The sequence below is a fragment of the Streptomyces sp. NPDC001536 genome, assembly GCF_042894505.1.
Taxonomy (GTDB): Bacteria; Actinomycetota; Actinomycetes; order Streptomycetales; family Streptomycetaceae; genus Streptomyces.
Window position 1 is genome coordinate 817,586 of record NZ_JBIAVQ010000002.1, and the last position, 15,300, is coordinate 832,885.

Here is a 15,300-nt window from a genome sequence, read left to right on the forward strand (position 1 = left end):
GTCTCAGGGCTCGATCAGCCCGGCCCTTATCGCGTACCGCGTGAGTTCCAGGCGATCCCTCATGCCCAGCTTCTGGAGCAGGTTCGCGCGGTGGCGTTCGACCGTCTTCGCGCTGATGAAGAGCATCTCGCCGATCTCCTTGGACGTGTGCCCCTCGGCGACGAGCTTGAGGATCTCCTCCTCGCGTTCGGTGACGGCCCGCTCGGGCAGGGAGTCGCCGCGGTGGAGGCGGTCCAGATAGGAGCGGACAAGGGCGCGTTCGGCGCCCGGGTAGACGAACGGCCGGTCGCGGACGGCCGCGCGGCACGCCTCGACCAGATCGCGGTCGGCGACGGACTTGAGGACGTAGCCGCTGGCCCCGGCCTTGAGGGCCTCGAAGAAGTACTGCTCGTTGTCGTACATCGTCAGGATGAGGATGCGCAGGTCGGGCAGGCGGCGGGAGAGTTCGCGGGCCGCCTGGAGGCCGGTCATCCGGGGCATGGCGATGTCCAGGACGGCCAGATCGACGTCACGCGCGCGTGCCAGTTCCACGGCCTCCGCCCCGTCACCGGCCTCGGCGACGACGGTCAGGTCGTCCTCGCCGTCGAGGATGAGGCGGACTCCGCGTCGTACGAGGGTGTGGTCGTCGGCGAGCAGAACCCGAACAGGGGTGCGCGGGGTCATCGGTGTCCTCCCACGCGCAGCCGTACGTCCGTGCCGCCCCCGGGCGCCCCGCCGACCGTGAGCTCCGCTCCTATCAGCAGCGCCCGCTCCCGCATGCCCCGTATCCCCGCCCCTTCCGTGGCCTCGCCCAGGCCCCTGCCGTTGTCGCGGACGAGCAGTTCGACACCGCCGTCGATCTGCCGGAGGCGGACCTCGGCGTGGTCGGCGGCGGCGTGCCGGGCGGTGTTGGTGAGGCCCTCCTGGGCCACCCGGTAGAGCACGAGTTCCGACTCTTCGGTCAGGGGCGGCAGTCCGCCGGGGACGTGGTGGCGCACGGTCAGACCATGGGCGCTGAACTCACCGGCGAGCGAGCGCAGGGCGCTGGCCAGGCCGAGTTCCTCCAGGACACCGGGGCGCAGCCGACGGGCGATGAAACGGATCTCGTCGAGCCCCGCGCGCGTGGCCTCCTGGGCCTGGCCCAGGTCCTCGCGCAGCCCCTCGGGAGCCCGGTCGGCGACCCGCTTGAGCTGGAGGAGGACCGCGGTCAGGGTCTGGCCGACCTCGTCGTGCAGCTCCCGCGCGATGCGGTGGCGCTCCCGCTCCTGCGCGGACAGGGCACGGGCCGCCCCGGCGGCGCGCTCGGCCTCCAGCCGGTCGAGCATCGTGTTGTACGTCGTGATGAGCTCGGCCGCTTCGGCGGGACCGGCGACGTCCGCGCGGGCCCCGGGCCGCAGCAGGTCGGCGGTGGACATGGCCCGGCCGAGCCGCTTGAGCGGGGCGAGGCCGACCCGCAGGACCAGGGCGTTGGCGACCAGCAGCAGGGCGAGGCCTGCGAGGACGACCAGTGCCTCCGCCTGCCGAATCGGGGTCGACACGGTGACCGGGCCCAACAGCAGCGCGGCGGCCACGACCAGGCCGGCGGCGTTGAGCGAGAAGATCCGCCAGAACAGTGACACGTGCGCGCTCTCGCCCTCCTCGCCCCCGTCGCATGGCCCTTCCGTGACCAGCTTCGCCGCCCGGCGCCGGTCGCGCATATCCGTGGCAACACCCATATCGCCACGGTACGGGCCGATGGCAGCATGCGGACGGCACCCACGATCACGCTTAGTACATAGGCTCAGCACAAGGGGAGAAACGTGTCTGCACCGCGCCTGAGGGCGACGCCTCTGCCAGGGATCGGGGTCCAGTACGACCTCGTGACGCGGGAACACCGCCATCTGTCCGTGGTGGCGCACCGCGACGGTGCCCGGACGGTGAGCGTGTACCGGGCCGACGACCCCGACTCCTGTGCCCAGTCGCTGCGGCTGACCGGTGCGGAGGCGGGCTCGCTGATCGACGCGCTGATGCCGTCCCACCACAGCGCGAGCCTGCTGTACACCACGGATCTGGGGCTGGTCGCCGAGCGGATCGAGGTGGCCGCGACCTCGCGCTGGAACGGGCGGGTGCTGGGCGAGACCCGGATGCGCACGGACACGGGCGCCTCCATCGTGGCGGTGCTGCGGCGGGCCGAGGCGATTCCCTCGCCGGCGCCGGACTTCCGGCTGGTGGGCGGGGACACGCTGATCGTCGTCGGTACGCGTGAGGGCGTCGACGCCGCCGCGGCGATACTCGGGCGGGAGTGAACGGGTGCACTCCGCGGTCCTGCTCATCGAGTTCGGTTCCATCATTCTCGGCCTCGGCCTGCTCGGCCGGTTCGCCGCCAGGTTCCGGCTCTCGCCCATCCCGCTCTACCTTCTCGCCGGTCTCGCCTTCGGAGAGGGCGGTCTGCTGCCCCTGGGCGCGAGCGAGGAGTTCGTCTCCATCGGTGCCGAGATCGGCGTCATCCTGCTGCTGTTGATGCTCGGCCTGGAGTACTCGGCGGGCGACCTCGTCACCAACCTCAAGGCGCACTATCCGTCCGGGCTCGTCGACTGTGCGCTGAACGCCGTACCGGGCGCGCTCGCCGCGCTGCTGCTGGGCTGGGGGCCGGTGGCCGCCGTGGTCCTCGCGGGCGTCACCTGGATCTCGTCGTCCGGCGTCATCGCGAAGGTGCTCGGCGATCTGGGCCGGGTGGGCAACCGGGAGACGCCGGTGATCCTCAGCGTGCTGGTCCTGGAGGATCTGGCGATGGCGGTGTACCTGCCCATCGTCACCGCGCTGGTGGCCGGAGCCGGACTGCTGGCCGGGAGCGTGACGCTGGCGATCGCGCTGGGCGCGGCGGGTCTCGTGCTGTTCGTGGCGGTGCGTTACGGGCGGCTGATCTCGCGGTTCGTGTCGAGCGACGACCCGGAGAAGCTGCTGTTGGTGGTGCTGGGGCTGACCATCCTGGTCGCGGGCGTGGCCCAGCAGCTTCAGGTGTCGGCGGCGGTCGGCGCCTTCCTGGTCGGCATCGCGCTGTCCGGGGAGGTCGCGGAGGGGGCGCACACGCTGCTGAGCCCGCTGCGGGACCTGTTCGCCGCCGTGTTCTTCGTCTTCTTCGGGCTGCACACCGACCCGGCGAGCATCCCGCCCGTACTGCTGCCCGCCCTGGCGCTGGCCGTGCTCACCGCGGCGACGAAGATCGCCACGGGCTACTGGGCCGCCCGGCGCGCCGGGATATCCGTCAAGGGCCGCTGGCGTACAGGCGGCGCGCTGGTCGCCCGCGGTGAGTTCTCGATCGTCATCGCGGGCCTCGCGGTGAGCGCCGGCATCGAACCGTCGCTGGGCCCGCTGGCCACGGCGTACGTCCTGATCCTGGTCGTCCTGGGCCCGCTGACCGCGCGCTACACCGAGCCGCTGGCGTCCTGGTGGACCCGTCGTTCCGGCGAGCGCCGGACGGCTCGGGAGGACGCGTCGACGGTGACGGAGGCATCGGTGCCGGACTGAGGGGCGGCGTCGGGTGCATGGCATCAGCCCCATGTCGGGCGCCTGGCCTCAGCCCATCCGTCCGACAAGCCTCCGCCGTCTCAGGCAACCCCGTCCGGAGCCCACCCCTGCCTCCGCAGCACCCCCGACACGTCCGGTGCCTCGTAGTGCTCCCCCTTGAGCACCTTGCCGTCGGCCCGGCGGGCCACATGGCCGTCGGGTCCCAGCTTGGTCATGTTGGAGCGGTGGATCTCGGCGATCACCGCGTCGAGATCGATGCCGTGGACGAGGGCCGTGCCGTAGGCGACGTAGACCACGTCGGCGAGTTCGTGCGCGAGCCGGTCGAGCGGACCCTCGACGGCCACCTCGGCGACCTCAGCGGCTTCCTCCGCGAGCAGCTCGCCGCGGTGGGCGGCCAGCGCCGGCGACACCTCGGTCGGCGTACTCCGGGCGTCCAGCCCGAAGGCGAGGTGGAACTGACGGACCAGGTCGGCGGGCGATGAACTCATACGGCGACTCTATCGATCACCACTGACAGCCCGACGGGCTCCACCGACCCCACCGCCCGCCCGTGCTGACCGCACCGCCCGCCCGTGCCGATCGCCAGCCCCCAGCTCCAGCTCCCGGCTCCGAACCGACGCCCGCCATTACCCGCCACCCCCCGCAGCCCCCACCCCCACGTTCCCGCTCGACACCCCGCACAGCCGCCCCTGTGACCCCCGCCCTGGTCAGCACCGCGTCCCTGCTGGCAGGATCGCGCGCATGTCCAAGGTGTTCCCCCGTATGAGCAGGAGCCGGGCGCTGCAAGGTGCGGCCGCCGGTTTCGTGGTCTTCGGGCTGCTGCTGTGGTGGCTGCTGCCGGGCGAGGAGCCGCCGGGCGGGTCGATCACCTTCAGCACGGGCTCACGCGGCGGGGTGTACGAGGAGTACGGCCAGGACCTGAGCGACGAGTTCGCCAAGGACATGCCCGACCTCAATGTGAAGCTGGAGACGAGCGACGGGTCACAGGACAACGTCACGCGCGTGGCGACCGGCGAGGCCGACTTCGCCATCGCCGCGGCGGACGCGGTCGAGTCGTTCGCGATCGAGCACCCGATCGAGGCCGCCCGGCTGCGCGGCGTCGCACGCCTGTACGACGACTACGTTCAACTCATCGTCCCGCGGAACTCGGACATCAAGACCCTGGCCGACCTGAAGCACAAGCGGGTCGCCATAGGGCCGGAGACATCGGGCGTGCGGCTGATCGCCGACCGGGTGCTCAACGCGGAGGGCATCAACCCGGCCGAGGACATCAAGCCGTTCCCGTACGGCATCAAGGACGTCGACCAGCTCGGGCACACCATTGACGCGTTCTTCTGGTCCGGCGGACTGCCGACGAACGGACTGAAGGCGCTCGCCGAGACGTCGTCCTTCAAGTTCGTGCCGATCAAGGCCGACTTCGTCGCCAAGCTCCACAGCCAGAGCGCCGCCAACCGCTACTACCGGCCCACCAACATCCCGGAGGCGGCCTACGACGGCCAGGACGCCTACGCCGTGCCGACGATCGCCGTCTCCAACCTGCTGATCACCCGCGAGGACCTGGACCCGCGGCTGACCGAGTGGCTGACCCGGACCGTGATCCGCAGCCGGGACTACATCGGCGGCAAGGTGCACTCCGCGCAGCTGGTCGACCTGCGCACCGCGATCTACACCTCGCCCCTGCCGCTGCACGAGGGCGCACAGCGCTACTACCGCTCCGTCAAGCCGTAGAAGCGCTGCGGGGCACCGTCACCGTCACCTTCAGGCCGTGCGGTTCGTGAGGGGCGTACGAGATCGTGCCGCCGCCCGCTTGCAGCAAGGTCCGCGAGATGGACAGACCAAGCCCTGAGCCCTTGATGTTCTGGTGGCGGTTGCTGCGCCAGAAGCGGTCGCCGATGCGGGCGAGTTCGTCGGCGGTCAGACCGGGGCCGTTGTCGGTGACGACGACGGTCGCCGTCTCGCCGTTGGAGAAGACCGTCACCTCGACGCACTCGTCCTCGGGCGTGAACTTGACGGCATTGTCGATGACCGCGTCCAGCGCGCTGGACAGGGTGACCGGGTCGGCCCAGCCGGTGGTGGGCGGGCAGTCGCCCACCAGGCGTACGCCCTTGGCCTCGGCGGTCGGCGCCCAGGCCGCCACCCGTTCGGCGGCCAGCGCGCCGATGTCGGTGATGCGCAGATGCGCGTCCGTGTGCTCGGCCAGGGCCAGGTCGAGCAGGTCGTCCAGGACCTGCGCGAGACGCTTGCCCTCCGTCTGGACCGAGGCGATCTCCTTGTTGCCCTCCGGGAGTTCGAAGGAGAGCAGTTCGATACGCAGCAGCAGCGCGGCGAGGGGGTTGCGCAGCTGGTGGGAGGCGTCGGCGACGAAGGCGCGCTGCTGCTCCAGGACGTCCTCGACGTTGTCCGCCATCTCGTTGAACGACCGGGCCAGGCGCTGGAGTTCCGGCGGCCCGCCGGCGGCCGCGACCCTCGACTTCAGGCGCCCGCTCGCGATCGCGTGCGTGGTGGCGTCGAGGACGCGCACCGGCCTGAGCACCCATCCGGTCAGCCGCAGGGCGGCACCGACGGCCACCAGCATCGCCGCCATCAGGCCCGCGCCGATGACCAGCCAGCCGTGCAGAATGCGCGAACGCATCTCCCCCGTGGGCGAGTCGGTGACGACGACCGCGATGACGTCACCGTCCCGGATGACCGGGGAGGCGACCACGAGCCGCCCCTGCTGCCAGGGAAAGACCTGCGGCGGATCCTCGCTGCGCCGGCTGAGCAGCGCCTCGTCGAACGCCGTCCGTACCTCGCCCTCCTCGGGGATGAACAAGGTCATGGGAGCGTTGGCCATGATGCTCTTGTTCTGGTAGAAGACGCCGACGCGGATGCGGTAGACCTCGTAGTAGCTGTCGAGTTCGCTCTGGAGCGTCTTCTGGCGCTCGCCGCCCTCGCCGGTGACGTACTGGGCGAGGGCCGCGAAGTGCGCGGTGTCGTCGATCCGGTCGACGACCACTTTCTGCTGCTGGGCCGCGGCCACGCTGAAGCCGAGCGGGATGCCGAGCGCCAGCAGTACGGCCGCCATCAGGACGATGAGCAGCGGGAGGAGTCGTGTGCGCACCCGGACCCGCTACGAGGACGGGGCGACGAGCCGGTAGCCGACGCCGCGTACGGTCTCGATGAGGGCCGGCATGCGCAGCTTGGCGCGCAGGGAGGCGACGTGGACCTCCAGGGTGCGCCCGGTCCCCTCCCAACTGGTGCGCCAGACCTCGCTGATGATCTGTTCCCGGCGGAAGACGACTCCGGGGCGCTGGGCCAGCAGGGCGAGCAGGTCGAACTCCTTGCGGGTCAGTTGGACGATCGAACCGTCCACGCTGACCTGCCGGGTCGGCAGCTCGATACGGACCGGTCCGAGGACCAGCGCGGTCTCGGCTTCCGCGGCGGGGTCCTCGTGGGCGGTGCGACGGCTGACGGCGTGAATGCGGGCGAGCAGCTCTCCGGTGTCGTACGGCTTCACCACGTAGTCGTCCGCGCCGAGGTTGAGGCCGTGGATGCGGGAACGGACGTCGGAGCGGGCGGTGACCATGATCACCGGGGTGCTGGTGCGCTTGCGGATCTTGCCGCAGACCTCGTATCCGTCCTGGTCCGGCAGGCCCAGGTCGAGGAGGACGACTCCGAAGCCGGCGCCTTCCGGGACGAGTGCCTGAAGGGCTTCCTCGCCACTGCGCGCGTGGGTGACGTCGAAACCGTGCCGCGCCAGAACCGCGGACAGAGCGGCGGCGACGTGATTGTCGTCCTCTACGAGGAGCAGTCTCATCCGGGCCTCCTTCGGTTCATCGGCCGTACGATCTAAATGAGGGCAGAAGTACGATCTAGGTAGGTACAAAAACGCGTGCACGCGCGCGCGTGCACCTTGTGAAGTCACGCCGATGGAAGAGGACGGCGTCAAGTGGGTTCCGGTTGCGAGCCGCTTCCGTTACCCGGCCGATATGCGCCCTGCTCACAACTGCTACGACACGTGTCCGATTGCTATCGGATCGTGATGCTCAGATTCCCCTCAAAGGTAATGACGCAGGTCGCATGGGGTCACTACTGTCCTCCGAAACCGAGGAGGACGGAGCCCGATAGCGATGACCGAAGTATCGGTGGCCAAGGAAGATGTGGCCGCGACCGGCGAACTGGTCGTCCTGAAGAGCGTCAACAAGCACTTCGGCGCGTTGCATGTTCTCCAGGACATCGATCTCACGATCGCCCGCGGCGAGGTCGTCGTGGTCATCGGACCCTCCGGGTCCGGGAAGTCCACGCTGTGCCGAACCATCAACCGCCTGGAGACGATCGACTCCGGCACGATCGCCATCGACGGCAAGCCCCTGCCCGCGGAGGGCAAGGAGCTGGCCCGGCTGCGCGCCGACGTCGGGATGGTCTTCCAGTCCTTCAACCTCTTCGCGCACAAGACCGTGCTCGAGAACGTGATGCTCGGCCAGATCAAGGTCCGCAAGGCGGACAAGAAGAAGGCCGAGGAGAAGGCTCGCGCCCTGCTCGACCGGGTGGGCGTGGCGAGCCAGGCGGACAAGTACCCCGCGCAGCTCTCCGGCGGCCAGCAGCAGCGTGTCGCCATCGCCCGCGCCCTCGCCATGGACCCCAAGGTCATGCTCTTCGACGAGCCCACCTCGGCGCTCGACCCGGAGATGATCAACGAGGTCCTCGAGGTCATGCAGCAGCTCGCCCGCGACGGCATGACCATGATCGTCGTCACCCATGAAATGGGGTTCGCCCGTTCGGCCGCGAACAGGGTGGTGTTCATGGCGGACGGCCGCATCGTCGAGGAGGCTGTGCCGGACCAGTTCTTCAGCGCCCCGCGCAGCGACCGCGCCAAGGATTTCCTGTCCAAGATCCTGCACCACTGACCGCGCGTCACGACCCGCGTCACCCGCCTCGACGGCTCGCATCTCTCATCACACAAAGGATGTTCACCATGAAGCTCCGCAAGGTCACCGCCGCGGCCGCCGCCGCGCTGGTCCTCTCCCTGACCGCAACCGCGTGCGGCGGAGACGACGGCGACAGCGACAGCGCCGACTCGGGCTCCAGCGGTGGCGGCAAGATCAAGATCGGCATCAAGTACGACCAGCCCGGTCTGGGCCTGAAGGAGCCCGACGGTTCCTTCTCCGGCTTCGACGTGGACGTCGCGACGTACGTGGCCAAGGAGCTGGGCTACAACGCCGACCAGATCGAGTTCGTCGAGACCAAGAGCGCCGACCGTGAGAACGCGCTCGCCCGTGGTGACGTCAAGTTCATCGCCGCCACCTACTCGATCAACGACGAGCGCAAGGAGAAGGTCGACTTCGCCGGCCCGTACCTGCTGGCCCACCAGGACCTGCTGGTCAAGGCGGACTCGGACATCACCGAGGCCACCGACCTCAACGGCAAGAACCTGTGCTCGGTGACCGGCTCCACCTCGGCGCAGAACGTCAAGGACGACTTCGCGCCGAAGGCCAACCTCAAGACGGTCAGCGGCTACTCCGAGTGCATCTCCGGCCTCCAGAGCGGCACCGTGGACGCGCTCACCACGGACGACTCGATCCTCGCGGGCTTCGCCGCGCAGGAGCAGTACAAGGGCAAGTTCAAGCTCGCCGGCCTCAAGCTGAGCAACGAGAACTACGGCATCGGTGTCAAGAAGGGCGACACCGCGACCGTGGACAAGATCAACAAGGCTCTCGAGAAGATGGTCAGCGACGGCGCGTGGGACACCGCCGTCAAGGACAACTTCGGCCCGGCCAACTACAAGAACGAGCCCGCCCCGAAGATCGGCGTGATCGTCAAGTAACGCAGGGATCCACTGGCGCGCCGCCGCCCGCAGCGATCAGGGCGGCGGCGCGCCGCGCCCCTCCACGTACCCCAGACACCCGGAAGCGCGGGAGATCGTGTTCGACTTTCTTGATGGTTACGACGTCCTAGGGGCGTTCTGGATGACGGTGAAGCTCACCGCCATCTCCGCCCTCGGTTCTCTGATCTGGGGCACTCTGCTGGCCGCGATGCGGGTCAGCCCGGTCCCGCTGATGCGCGGGTTCGGCACCGCCTACGTGAACATCGTCCGGAACACCCCCCTGACGGTGATCATCGTCTTCACCTCGCTCGGTCTCGCCGACACCTTCGGCGTGACCATGGGCTCCAAGGACTTCGACGTCCAGGGCTTCCGGCTGGCGATCCTCGGTTTCATCGTCTACACGGCTGCCTTCGTCTGCGAGGCGATCCGCTCCGGTATCAACACCGTGCCCGTCGGCCAGGCCGAGGCGGCCCGTGCCATCGGGCTGAACTTCAGCCAGGTCCTGCGCCTCGTCGTGCTGCCGCAGGCCTTCCGCGCGGTCATCGGCCCCCTGGCCAACGTACTGATCGCCCTCACCAAGAACACGACCGTGGCGGCCGCGATCGGCGTGGCCGAGGCCGCCGCCCTGATGAAGACGATGATCGAGAACGAAGCCCAGACGCTCGCCATCGGCGCCGTCTTCGCCTTCGGATTCGTCGTCCTGACCCTGCCGACCGGCCTCTTCCTCGGATGGCTGAGCAAGCGACTGGCGGTGAAGCGATGAGCTCCGTTCTGTACGACACCCCGGGACCCCGCGCCAAACGGCGCAACGTCCTCATCTCGGTGATCTTCTTCGTCCTGCTGGCCCTCCTCGCGTGGTGGGTCTGGCAGGTCATGGACGACAAGAACCAGCTCGAGTGGGACCTGTGGGAGCCGTTCACCACTGAGCAGGCCTGGACGACGTATCTGCTGCCGGGCCTCGCCAACACGCTGAAGGCCGCGGCCCTCGCCATGGTGATCGCCCTCCCGCTGGGCGCGGTCTTCGGCATCGCCCGCCTCTCCGACCACCGCTGGGTGCGCGGTGTGGCCGGCACCGTGGTGGAGTTCTTCCGGGCCATCCCGGTGCTGCTGCTGATGCTGTTCGCCAACGAGTTCTACGTCCGCTCCACGGGCATCAGCAGCGAGCAGCGGCCGATGTACGCGGTCGTCACCGGTCTGGTGCTCTACAACGCCTCCGTCCTCGCCGAGATCGTCCGGGCCGGCATCCTCTCGCTGCCCAAGGGCCAGACCGAGGCCGCCTTCGCCGTCGGCCTGCGCAAGGGCCAGACGATGAGGAGCATCCTGCTGCCGCAGGCCGTCACCGCGATGCTGCCGGCCATCGTCAGCCAGCTCGTCGTCATCGTGAAGGACACCGCGCTGGGCGGCGTGATGCTCAACTTCACCGAGCTCCTCAACTCGCGCCAGACGCTGGCGGCCAACTACGCCAACGTCATCCCCAGCTTCATCGTGGTCGCGATCATCTTCATCGTCCTGAACTTCATCCTCACCAGCTTCGCGAGCTGGCTGGAGCAGAGGCTGCGGCGCAGCAAGAAGAGCACGGGCGCGGTTCTCGGTGAGGACACGGAGATCAATCCCGCCGCGATCCCCGGAACTCTCGGCACCGGCGAGAACACCGGCGGCGGAATCTGATGATCAGTCAAGAAGCTTGAGTGACACGGCCGCAACGCCGTGACCAGTGCGGAGGCAGTGGCATGATCGCCACTGCCTCCGTCACTTGACGCAAGCACCGGCAATGGGTTGCATACGTTCTGTGATCGTGCACCCTGCTCCAACCTCCTGTTCACATACGTCTCTCGAGACGCCCTCGCGGGCAGGGGGCGCCACGCCGTGGACCCGGTGATCATCGTCGGAGCGGGGCCCGTGGGGCTCACGCTCGCCCTCGCGCTGGCCCGGCAGGACGTGCCGTCCGTGGTCCTCGACGAGGGTCCCGGCAAGGACGAACCGCGCCTCGCCCGCACCGTCGTCCTGCGCGAGGACACCGCCGCCCTGATGGAACGCCTGACCGGCGTCCCGCTCTCCGAGGCCGGCTGCCGCTGGGCCGGATGGCGGTCGTTGCGCCGCAAGCAGGTGATGCGCGAGGTCACCTTCGACGACGTCGAGCCGGCGCCCCTGCACATCGCCCAGCACGTGCTGACCGGCGCCCTGCGCGAGGCCTGCGCCGAGGAGCGGCTGGTCAAGGTCTCCGTGGACAGCCGTCTCGACACCGTCGAGCAGGAGCCCTCCGGCGTCACCGCCCACACCCGCGGCCCCAAGGGCACATGGTGGCGCGGCAGTCACCTGGTCGGCTGCGACGGCCCGCGCTCGACGGTACGCAAACTCCTCGACATCCGTTTTCCCGGCCGTACGGCGGTGGAGCGACACGCGGTCGCCGCGCTGCGCACGGAACTTCCGTGGGAGGACGAGGCGTTGCTCCATCGGATGCCGCCGTGGCGGACGTCCGGGCCTACGGCGGGGGAGGTCACCGGACGGCCCCTCCCGGACGGCGTCTGGCGCCTCGACTGGCTGCTGCCGCCCGGCAAGGAACTGGTCACGCCCGAGCTCCTGGTGGCCCGTGTCCGGGAGACCCTCGCCGGCTGGACGGGCGGCCCGACACCGCCGTACGAACTCCTCGACACCGGCGTGCACACCGTCCACCACCGTCTCGCGCGCCGCTGGCGCGTCGGGCGGGTGTTCCTCGCCGGGGACGCGGCGCATCTGCTCGGCGCCCTCGGCACCCAGGGGCTCGACGAGGGGCTCAGGGACGCCGACAACCTCGCCTGGAAGCTCGCCCTGGCCTGGCATCACGGGCCGCACGAGGCGTTGCTCGACAGCTACCAGGCCGAGCGGCGCGCGGTCGTCGCCGCCCGGCTGCGCGCCGCCGACCAGGCTCTGCCGCTGGTGCGGGGCGGCGGTGGGCTGCGGGCCGTCGTCCCGGGCTCCGCGCGCGGCCACGACGCGCTGCTCACGGACGGTCACCTGGGTCGCGGGGCGCTCGGTACGCCGGGGGCGTACGCCACCTCGCCGCTCGCGCCCCGGCACCTGGAGGCGGAGGTCCCGGTGCGTACCGCGCCGGGCGCGCCGGTCGCCGATGTCCCGGTCACCGCCGAGGACGGTTCCTTCGTACGACTGCGGGACCGGCTCGGTCGGGGGGCGCTGCTCGTGGTGCTGATCGCGCCGGGCACCGGGGTGTGGGAGCGTAAGCACTGGGTGGGCGCCGGGCTCATGCCCCGCCTCGCGGCCGCGGTGACGGCGCTGCCGCATCCGGCCGAGCTGCTGGTCGCGGAGGGCTATCCGGGCGCGGCGGCCCACAGTGTGCTGCTGGTACGGCCCGACGGTCACCTGGTGACCGCGCTGAACGGCGTGCGGCCGGCCGACCTGTACGCGGCCGCCGAGGCGACGCTGGGCGGCCCGGCGAAGACGGGGGCGGAGGCGGGAGCGGGGGCGCGCTGACGGCGCCGCGCAGCTCGTGCGGGAGCGGAATCCGCCTCGCGTCGACCGTGTCGGACGGCTCGTGCCGCGGTCGTCGCGGGGTCGGGTCCGAGTGGTGCGGAGGGCTCGGCCCGAGGCCACGGGGCCGGGCCGCGCGGATTGCGGCTGCCGTACGCACCGTCACCGTGAGGTCCACATAGTGACAGTGAGTTGACCGGCCTGCACCGTCATGGTGTACTCCGGATCGTGACCGACACCTGTGTGCGCCTGTGGCGGAGGGTCCATATGGACCTCGTCCGCTATGCGGGCTGCGTGTGTCGCGAGTCCTGCTGAAATTCGCCTCCCTCTTTTCCAGCGCGCGCCGCTTTCGGTGCTGCCGCGCGCTTCCCGCGAACGCTCATCAGGACGGTGCCCGTGTCTGTCTCCCCTTCTGTGTCCGCCGTTTCCACGCCGACGCAGGCGGAACTCCTCGATTTCGTACGGCGGACCGCCGCCGACGCCGAGCTGATCTCCTCGCTCCCGCTCGACCCCGAGGGGCGCACCTGGGTGCGCCTGGAGGGGCCCGGCGGCAGCGAGGCCTGGCTGATCGGCTGGCCGCCCGGTACGGGCACCGGCTGGCACGACCACGCCGAGTCGGTCGGCGCCTTCGTGACGGCCTCCGGTGAGCTCAAGGAGAACTCGCTCACCGCCCGGCTCCCCGCGGACGGCTGGAAGACCCTGGAGCTCACCGAGGGCATCGACCGGGAGCGGCGGCTTCCGGCCGGCAAGGGGCGCTCCTTCGGGCAGCACCACGTCCACGAGGTGCTCAACGAATCCACCGACGAGCACGCGATCTCCGTCCACGCCTACTACCCGCCCCTGCCGCAGATCCGCCGCTACAGCCGCACCGGGCAGGTGCTGCGCCTGGAGCACGTGGAGCGCCCGGAGGACTGGCAGTGAGCGGCTCGGGCACGCGCGAGGAGCAGCGAGTGGGTGACCTCCGTGAGCGCTCGGGCGAACTCCCGGTCGGCATCGACGAGTTGCTGGAGCGGGTCCGCGAGAGCTACGGGCGGATCGAGGCACGGGAGGCCTACGACGCCGCCCGGCGCGGGGAGGCGCTGCTGGTGGACATCCGCTACGCCGCCCTGCGCGAACGGGACGGACTGGTGCCCGGCGCCCTCGTCGTCGAGCGCAACGAGCTGGAGTGGCGCCTCGACCCGCGGGGCAGCCACCGGGCCCCCGAGGCCACGGGGCACGACCTGCGCGTCGTGGTGATCTGCAACGAGGGTTACGCCTCCAGTCTGGCGGCCGAGTCACTGCATCGGCTGGGGCTGCGCCGGGCCACGGATCTGGTGGGCGGGTTCCAGGCGTGGAAGGCCGCGGGGCTGCCCGTGGCGTCGTAGGGCGGGGCCGCCTCAGTCGATCTCGGGGTCGCCGTAGAGCGGGGCCGTGTCCGCGGTGCCCTTGGCGACGAGGCGGACCTTGGTCGTGGGGCCTTGGCACCGCCCCCCGTCCTCGCCCCGCAGTAGGGCGAGGGCGTTGCCCACCGCCAACTCTCCGGTGTCCGCAGCCGAGTTGGCGACGGTGGCCGCGAAGCGTCCGTCCCTCCGCGAGCCCGAGCCCGAGCCGACTCCGGCACGCTCCCTGGCCCCAGCTCCCCGCCGAACTCAGCCCACCGTCTCAGAACCCCCCGTCGTCGAGGAACTCGGCGTCCTCGCCCTCCTCTTCGAGCGCCTGGCGGACCACTCTGAGGGCCATGCCCTCGGGATACCCCTTGCGGGCGAGCATGCCCGCGAGGCGGCGCAGCCGCTTGTCGCGGTCGAGGCCACGCGTGGAGCGCAGCTTGCGGTCGACGAGGTCGCGCGCGGTGGCCTCCTCCTGCTCGGAGTCGAGCTGCGAGACGGCCGCGTCGATCAGCGTGGAGTCGACACCCTTGGTGCGCAGCTCCTGGGCGAGGGCGCGCCGGGCCAGTCCCCGGCCGTGATGCCGGGACTCCACCCAGGCTTCGGCGAACGCGCTGTCGTTGATCAGCCCGACCTCCTCGAACCGCGACAGCACCTGCTGTGCCGCCTCGTCCGGGATCCCCTTCTTGCTCAGGGCGTCCGCGAGCTGTTTCCGTGTGCGCGGGGTCCCGGTGAGCAGGCGCAGACAGATGGCCCGTGCCCGCTCGACCGGGTCCCCTGAAGACTCCCCCTGCTCGGCCCTCGACGAGGAGGGGGCGCCTTCGTCCGCGCCGGACGGCTCCCCGCCGCGTCGCTGCCGACGCCCACGGGAACCGCCCTCGCCACGGGCCGCACGGCCCCCACGGGCGGCACCGCGCCCACGGCGGGAGCCCCCGAACGGGACCGAGCCATCGCCCGGATCTTCGCCGTACGGCTGCCCGGCACCGTAGATCTCGTTGTCGCCGTACGACCCGCCCGTGCCGTACGACGCGGCGCGACCGTGTCCCCCGTCCGCACCGCGCCCCGCATCGTCCCCGTACGCATCGCCGCCCGGTCCGGAGAATCCCCCGTCGCCCGCCCCGCCCCGCTCGCGCGGAGCGTCCTGGTAGGCGTACTCGGCCCAGTCGGTTCGTCGTGTCACGG

18 protein-coding genes are annotated in these 15,300 nt (G+C 70.6%); 11 read left to right on the plus strand and 7 right to left on the minus strand.

Annotated features, from left to right (window positions below; genetic code table 11):
- Nucleotides 1-3: 3 nt before the first annotated feature.
- On the minus strand, nucleotides 4-663 hold the full coding sequence (locus tag ACFY0U_RS08705; RefSeq protein ID WP_388632243.1) for a response regulator: 660 nt from the start codon (nucleotides 661-663) through the stop codon (nucleotides 4-6).
- Complete coding sequence (locus ACFY0U_RS08710; protein WP_388632246.1) at nucleotides 660-1,694, minus strand: sensor histidine kinase; 1,035 nt, start codon at nucleotides 1,692-1,694, stop codon at nucleotides 660-662. Before ACFY0U_RS08710 ends, ACFY0U_RS08705 begins: the two co-directional genes overlap by 4 nt.
- An 84-nt stretch (nucleotides 1,695-1,778) precedes the next feature.
- Between ACFY0U_RS08710 and ACFY0U_RS08715 the strand changes: the two genes are divergently transcribed.
- Together ACFY0U_RS08715 and ACFY0U_RS08720 are read left to right on the plus strand one after the other, a co-directional pair.
- Nucleotides 1,779-2,264: a cation:proton antiporter regulatory subunit gene (locus ACFY0U_RS08715; protein ID WP_388632249.1), complete on the plus strand. Its 486-nt coding sequence runs from the start codon at nucleotides 1,779-1,781 to the stop codon at nucleotides 2,262-2,264.
- A 4-nt stretch (nucleotides 2,265-2,268) separates the two neighbouring features.
- Nucleotides 2,269-3,486 carry a cation:proton antiporter gene (locus ACFY0U_RS08720; RefSeq protein WP_388632252.1) on the plus strand — a complete coding sequence of 406 codons (1,218 nt, stop codon included), beginning with the start codon at nucleotides 2,269-2,271 and terminating at the stop codon, nucleotides 3,484-3,486.
- A gap of 80 nt (nucleotides 3,487-3,566) precedes the next feature.
- On the opposite strand, the gene ACFY0U_RS08725 is transcribed toward ACFY0U_RS08720, so the two are convergent.
- Complete coding sequence (locus ACFY0U_RS08725) at nucleotides 3,567-3,974, minus strand: MazG nucleotide pyrophosphohydrolase domain-containing protein (RefSeq protein WP_388632255.1); 408 nt, start codon at nucleotides 3,972-3,974, stop codon at nucleotides 3,567-3,569.
- Nucleotides 3,975-4,227: 253 nt separating this feature from the next.
- Between ACFY0U_RS08725 and ACFY0U_RS08730 the strand changes: the two genes are divergently transcribed.
- Complete coding sequence (locus ACFY0U_RS08730) at nucleotides 4,228-5,214, plus strand: TAXI family TRAP transporter solute-binding subunit (protein ID WP_388632258.1); 987 nt, start codon at nucleotides 4,228-4,230, stop codon at nucleotides 5,212-5,214.
- Here the strand turns inward: ACFY0U_RS08730 and ACFY0U_RS08735 are convergent.
- Together ACFY0U_RS08735 and ACFY0U_RS08740 are read right to left on the minus strand one after the other, a co-directional pair.
- The gene (locus ACFY0U_RS08735; RefSeq protein WP_388632261.1) at nucleotides 5,204-6,586 is read right to left on the minus strand and encodes an ATP-binding protein; all 1,383 of its coding nucleotides are present in this window, start codon (nucleotides 6,584-6,586) and stop codon (nucleotides 5,204-5,206) included. The genes ACFY0U_RS08730 and ACFY0U_RS08735 overlap by 11 nt on opposite strands.
- 9 nt (nucleotides 6,587-6,595) lie before the next feature.
- Complete coding sequence (locus ACFY0U_RS08740) at nucleotides 6,596-7,282, minus strand: response regulator transcription factor (RefSeq protein ID WP_388632264.1); 687 nt, start codon at nucleotides 7,280-7,282, stop codon at nucleotides 6,596-6,598.
- A gap of 313 nt (nucleotides 7,283-7,595) precedes the next feature.
- On the opposite strand from ACFY0U_RS08740, the gene ACFY0U_RS08745 reads away from it, so the two are divergent.
- From ACFY0U_RS08745 to ACFY0U_RS08780, 8 genes are all read left to right on the plus strand, one after another.
- Nucleotides 7,596-8,372 carry an amino acid ABC transporter ATP-binding protein gene (locus ACFY0U_RS08745; protein WP_046257014.1) on the plus strand — a complete coding sequence of 259 codons (777 nt, stop codon included), beginning with the start codon at nucleotides 7,596-7,598 and terminating at the stop codon, nucleotides 8,370-8,372.
- A gap of 68 nt (nucleotides 8,373-8,440) precedes the next feature.
- On the plus strand, nucleotides 8,441-9,289 hold the full coding sequence (locus ACFY0U_RS08750; RefSeq protein ID WP_388632268.1) for a glutamate ABC transporter substrate-binding protein: 849 nt from the start codon (nucleotides 8,441-8,443) through the stop codon (nucleotides 9,287-9,289).
- A gap of 97 nt (nucleotides 9,290-9,386) precedes the next feature.
- The gene (locus ACFY0U_RS08755; protein ID WP_388632271.1) at nucleotides 9,387-10,052 is read left to right on the plus strand and encodes an amino acid ABC transporter permease; all 666 of its coding nucleotides are present in this window, start codon (nucleotides 9,387-9,389) and stop codon (nucleotides 10,050-10,052) included.
- Nucleotides 10,049-10,957, plus strand: a complete 909-nt coding sequence (locus ACFY0U_RS08760; protein WP_388632273.1) for an amino acid ABC transporter permease — start codon at nucleotides 10,049-10,051, stop codon at nucleotides 10,955-10,957. Before ACFY0U_RS08755 ends, ACFY0U_RS08760 begins: the two co-directional genes overlap by 4 nt.
- Nucleotides 10,958-11,155: 198 nt before the next feature.
- Nucleotides 11,156-12,757: an FAD-dependent monooxygenase gene (locus ACFY0U_RS08765; RefSeq protein ID WP_388632276.1), complete on the plus strand. Its 1,602-nt coding sequence runs from the start codon at nucleotides 11,156-11,158 to the stop codon at nucleotides 12,755-12,757.
- 240 nt (nucleotides 12,758-12,997) lie between these two features.
- Nucleotides 12,998-13,069, plus strand: a complete 72-nt coding sequence (locus ACFY0U_RS08770; protein WP_388632396.1) for a putative leader peptide — start codon at nucleotides 12,998-13,000, stop codon at nucleotides 13,067-13,069.
- Nucleotides 13,070-13,150: 81 nt separating this feature from the next.
- A complete protein-coding gene (locus ACFY0U_RS08775; protein ID WP_388632279.1) occupies nucleotides 13,151-13,675 on the plus strand; it encodes a cysteine dioxygenase in 525 nt (174 codons plus the stop codon).
- A gap of 29 nt (nucleotides 13,676-13,704) precedes the next feature.
- A complete protein-coding gene (locus ACFY0U_RS08780; RefSeq protein WP_388632282.1) occupies nucleotides 13,705-14,118 on the plus strand; it encodes a rhodanese-like domain-containing protein in 414 nt (137 codons plus the stop codon).
- Between the two features lie 12 nt (nucleotides 14,119-14,130).
- Here ACFY0U_RS08780 and ACFY0U_RS08785 read toward each other — a convergent pair whose 3' ends face one another.
- On the minus strand, nucleotides 14,131-14,262 hold the full coding sequence (locus ACFY0U_RS08785; RefSeq protein WP_388632285.1) for a hypothetical protein: 132 nt from the start codon (nucleotides 14,260-14,262) through the stop codon (nucleotides 14,131-14,133).
- A gap of 133 nt (nucleotides 14,263-14,395) precedes the next feature.
- A complete protein-coding gene (gene recX, locus ACFY0U_RS08790) occupies nucleotides 14,396-15,298 on the minus strand; it encodes a recombination regulator RecX (RefSeq protein WP_388632287.1) in 903 nt (300 codons plus the stop codon).
- Between the last annotated feature and the right edge of the window lie 2 nt (nucleotides 15,299-15,300).

Excerpts from the sequence above, each read along its gene's own strand:
- ACFY0U_RS08705 (WP_388632243.1), bottom strand. The coding sequence starts at position 663 with ATGACCCCGCGCACCCCTGTTCGGGTTCTGCTCGCCGACGACCACACC.
- ACFY0U_RS08710 (WP_388632246.1), bottom strand. The coding sequence starts at position 1,694 with ATGGGTGTTGCCACGGATATGCGCGACCGGCGCCGGGCGGCGAAGCTG.
- ACFY0U_RS08725 (WP_388632255.1), bottom strand. The coding sequence starts at position 3,974 with ATGAGTTCATCGCCCGCCGACCTGGTCCGTCAGTTCCACCTCGCCTTC.
- ACFY0U_RS08730 (WP_388632258.1), top strand. The coding sequence starts at position 4,228 with ATGTCCAAGGTGTTCCCCCGTATGAGCAGGAGCCGGGCGCTGCAAGGT.
- ACFY0U_RS08740 (WP_388632264.1), bottom strand. The coding sequence starts at position 7,282 with ATGAGACTGCTCCTCGTAGAGGACGACAATCACGTCGCCGCCGCTCTG.
- ACFY0U_RS08745 (WP_046257014.1), top strand. The coding sequence starts at position 7,596 with ATGACCGAAGTATCGGTGGCCAAGGAAGATGTGGCCGCGACCGGCGAA.
- ACFY0U_RS08750 (WP_388632268.1), top strand. The coding sequence starts at position 8,441 with ATGAAGCTCCGCAAGGTCACCGCCGCGGCCGCCGCCGCGCTGGTCCTC.
- ACFY0U_RS08760 (WP_388632273.1), top strand. The coding sequence starts at position 10,049 with ATGAGCTCCGTTCTGTACGACACCCCGGGACCCCGCGCCAAACGGCGC.